The sequence below is a fragment of the Mesorhizobium sp. M7A.F.Ca.CA.004.04.2.1 genome, assembly GCF_004022825.1.
Classification (GTDB): domain Bacteria; phylum Pseudomonadota; class Alphaproteobacteria; order Rhizobiales; family Rhizobiaceae; genus Mesorhizobium.
Map to the genome: position 1 here is coordinate 1 of NZ_RZPH01000679.1, position 3337 is coordinate 3337.

Genomic DNA, 3337 nt, shown 5'->3' on the forward strand with positions numbered 1-3337 from the left:
CTGCTGCTCGACAAAAGGCGCCGTGCCCACCACGAAGAGCGTCGTCCGCGACCCGGTCTGCGGCATGACTGTCGATCCGGTCGCCGGCAAGCCGACGGCCGAGCATGATGGCCATCCCTATCATTTCTGCAGCCAGGGCTGCCGCGCGAAATTCGTCGCCGAGCCGGAAAAATTCCTGACGGCCACCGATCCGGTTTGCGGTATGAGCGTCGACCGCGCGACAGCCAGGCACTTTGCCCGCCACGAAGGCCAGGGCTTTTACTTCTGCTCGGCCGCCTGCCAGGCGAAATTCGAGGCGGAGCCGCAAAAATATCTCGGCGACAGGCCGGCACCGCAGCCGATGCCCAAAGGCACGCAATACACCTGCCCGATGCATCCCGAAATCATCCGCGACAAGCCAGGATCCTGCCCGATCTGTGGCATGGCGCTGGAGCCGATGGGCGTACCAACGGGCGATGAAGGGCCAAATCCCGAGCTGGTCGATTTCACCAGGCGGTTCTGGGTGAGCGCTGCCTTGTCGATCCCCCTTCTGATCATCGCCATGGCACCCATGATCGGCCTGACGTTTGAAGGTCTGGTCGAGGACCGGGCAAAAGTCTGGATCGAACTGGTCCTGGCAAGTCCGGTGGTGCTTTGGGCCGCCTTCCCCTTCTTCCACCGCGGCTGGGACTCGCTCGTCAACCGCAGCCCCAACATGTGGACGCTGATCTCGCTCGGCGTTGGTGCTGCCTATCTCTACAGCGTCGTCGCCACGCTGTTTCCGGATATCTTTCCGCATCAGTTCCGCGGCCATGGCGGTGCGGTACCGGTCTATTTCGAGGCTGCTGCCGTCATCGTTGCGCTGGTCTTCCTTGGCCAGGTGCTGGAGCTCCGCGCCCGTGAAAAGACCGGCTCGGCAATCCGCGCATTGCTTGATCTCGCGCCGAAGACCGCGCGGCTGATCGCCGCCGACGGTTCCGAAAGCGATGTGCCGCTCGATGCGGTCAAAGCCGGCGATCGCCTGCGCATACGCCCCGGTGACGCCGTGCCGGTCGATGGCACGGTGCTGGAAGGGCGATCCTCGATCGACGAATCGATGATCACGGGCGAGCCGTTGCCGGTCGAGAAGGTCGAGGGCGATGCGCTGACCGGCGGCACCCTCAACAAGAATGGTGCGCTGATCATGCGCGCTGAGAAGGTCGGCGCCGAGACGACGCTGGCGCGCATCGTCGATCTCGTCGCCAAGGCGCAGCGCTCGCGCGCCCCGATTCAAGGGTTGGCCGATCGCGTTTCTTTCTACTTTGTCCCGGCCGTCGTCCTTGTCGCGATTGTCGCTTTCATCGCCTGGGCCGTGTTTGGACCCGAGCCCAGCCTGATCTTTGCCATCGTCTCCGCGGTGTCGGTGCTGATCATCGCTTGCCCCTGTGCGCTCGGCCTCGCCACGCCGATGTCGATCATGACCGCAACCGGGCGCGGAGCGCATGCCGGCGTGCTGATCAAGGAGGCCGCAGCACTCGAACGCTTCGCTTCCGTCGACAAGCTGATCGTCGACAAAACGGGTACGCTGACCGAAGGCCGGCCGAAACTGACCGATGTCGTCACGGCAAACGGCTTCTCCGAAGAGGAATTGCTGGCGCTTGCCGCCGGTCTGGAGAAGGGGTCGGAGCATCCGCTGGCTGAAGCCATCGTCGACGGCGCTGCTACACGCGGCGTGACCGTTGCCGAGGCCAGCGCCTTCGAGGCGGTCACCGGCAAGGGCGTGTCCGGTTCGGTCTCGGGAAAGACGGTCGCGCTCGGCAATGCTGCGATGATGGCGGACCTTGGCGTCGACATCGCATCCATCTCGGCCAAGGCCGAGGCGCTGCAGCTCGAAGGCAAGACGGCGATGTTCGTCGCTGTCGACAAGAAGCTGGCCGGCATCGTCGCCGTCGCCGACCCTATCAAGGCAACGACGGCCGAGGCGATCAAGGCTCTGCATGAAAGCGGCTTGCGCATCATCATGGCGACCGGCGACAATGAACGCACGGCCAACGCGATCGCCAGAAGCCTCGGCATCGACGAGGTCCGCGCCGGCCTGCTGCCGGAACAGAAGGCAGCCCTTGTCGAGGAACTGCGCGCAACAGGCGCCGGTGTTGCCATGGCCGGCGACGGCGTCAACGATGCACCAGCGCTTGCAGCTGCCGATGTCGGCATCGCCATGGGCACTGGCGCCGATGTCGCTGTCGAAAGCGCCGGTATCACTCTGGTCAAGGGCGACCTCAACGGTATCGTGCGCGCCCGCACGCTGGCGCAGGCGACGATCCGCAACATCCGCCAGAACCTGTTCTTTGCCTTCCTCTACAATGTGCTTGGCGTGCCGGTCGCCGCCGGCGTGCTCTATCCGCTCACCGGCACGCTTCTGTCGCCGATGCTGGCGGCGGCGGCGATGAGCCTGTCTTCGGTGTCGGTGATCGCAAACGCGTTGCGGCTGAGAACATTGAAACTCTGATCCAAGCCCCCAAATACGAAACCCATCCAACAGGAGACCATGAATGACCTTCGCCAAAAAACTCGTTCTGCTGCTGATGGCGGCCGGAATGCTGGTTACCGTCTTCCTCGAAAGCGTTCCGGCGCAAAGCGAAGAGATGAAACACGACATGGGCGCCATGGCGGCGGATGCGACCAGCCCTTCGACGGAAGGCTACAAGGCGGCGATGGACAAGATGCATGCCGACATGATGGCGTCCGACTATACCGGCAATGCCGATGTCGATTTCGTCAGAGGCATGATCCCGCACCATCAGGGTGCGATCGACATGGCCAAGGTCGAACTCGCCAATGGCAAGGATCCGGAAATCCGCAAGCTGGCCGAAGGCGTCATCGCCGCGCAGGAAGCCGAGATCAAGCAGATGCAGGCCTGGCTCGCCGCCCATCCGGTGAAGTAAGTCTTCAGCCATCGTCAGCGCGGCGAGAACGCCTCTGGATTTCTCGTCCAGCCTGTGATGCGATCGGCCTAAATGGAGCCCGCAATGCCGTCGACCATCAGAACCACCAAACTGCCCTCAGGCGAAGCCGTTCAGGTGCTTGGCCAGGGCACATGGAAGATGGGCGAAGATATCAGTCGCCGCGCCGATGAGGTGAATGCCCTCAAGCTCGGCCTCGACCTCGGCATCACGCTGATCGACACCGCTGAAATGTATGCCGGCGGCGGCGCCGAGGAGGTGGTGGCCGAGGCCATTGCCGGGCGCCGCGACGAGACCTTCCTGGTCTCGAAAGTTCTGCCATCGAACGCTTCGCGCGTGGGCGTGCAGCGCGCCTGCGAAAACAGCCTGAAACGCCTGCGCACCGACCGCATCGATCTCTATCTGCTGCATTGGCC

General features: G+C 63.6%; 3 protein-coding genes. All 3 read left to right on the forward strand.

Features of this window, described 5'->3' with window-relative positions; translation table 11 throughout:
* The first annotated feature begins 22 nt into the window (after positions 1 to 22).
* Positions 23 to 2467, forward strand: coding sequence for a heavy metal translocating P-type ATPase (locus EN893_RS25090; protein WP_128361848.1), 2445 nt, complete (start codon positions 23 to 25; stop codon positions 2465 to 2467).
* 43 nt (positions 2468 to 2510) lie between these two features.
* The gene (locus EN893_RS25095; protein WP_127271334.1) at positions 2511 to 2903 is read left to right on the forward strand and encodes a DUF305 domain-containing protein; all 393 of its coding nucleotides are present in this window, start codon (positions 2511 to 2513) and stop codon (positions 2901 to 2903) included.
* An 84-nt stretch (positions 2904 to 2987) separates the two neighbouring features.
* The coding region (locus EN893_RS25100; protein WP_164765492.1) for an aldo/keto reductase at positions 2988 to 3337 on the forward strand (350 nt) is incomplete at its 3' end.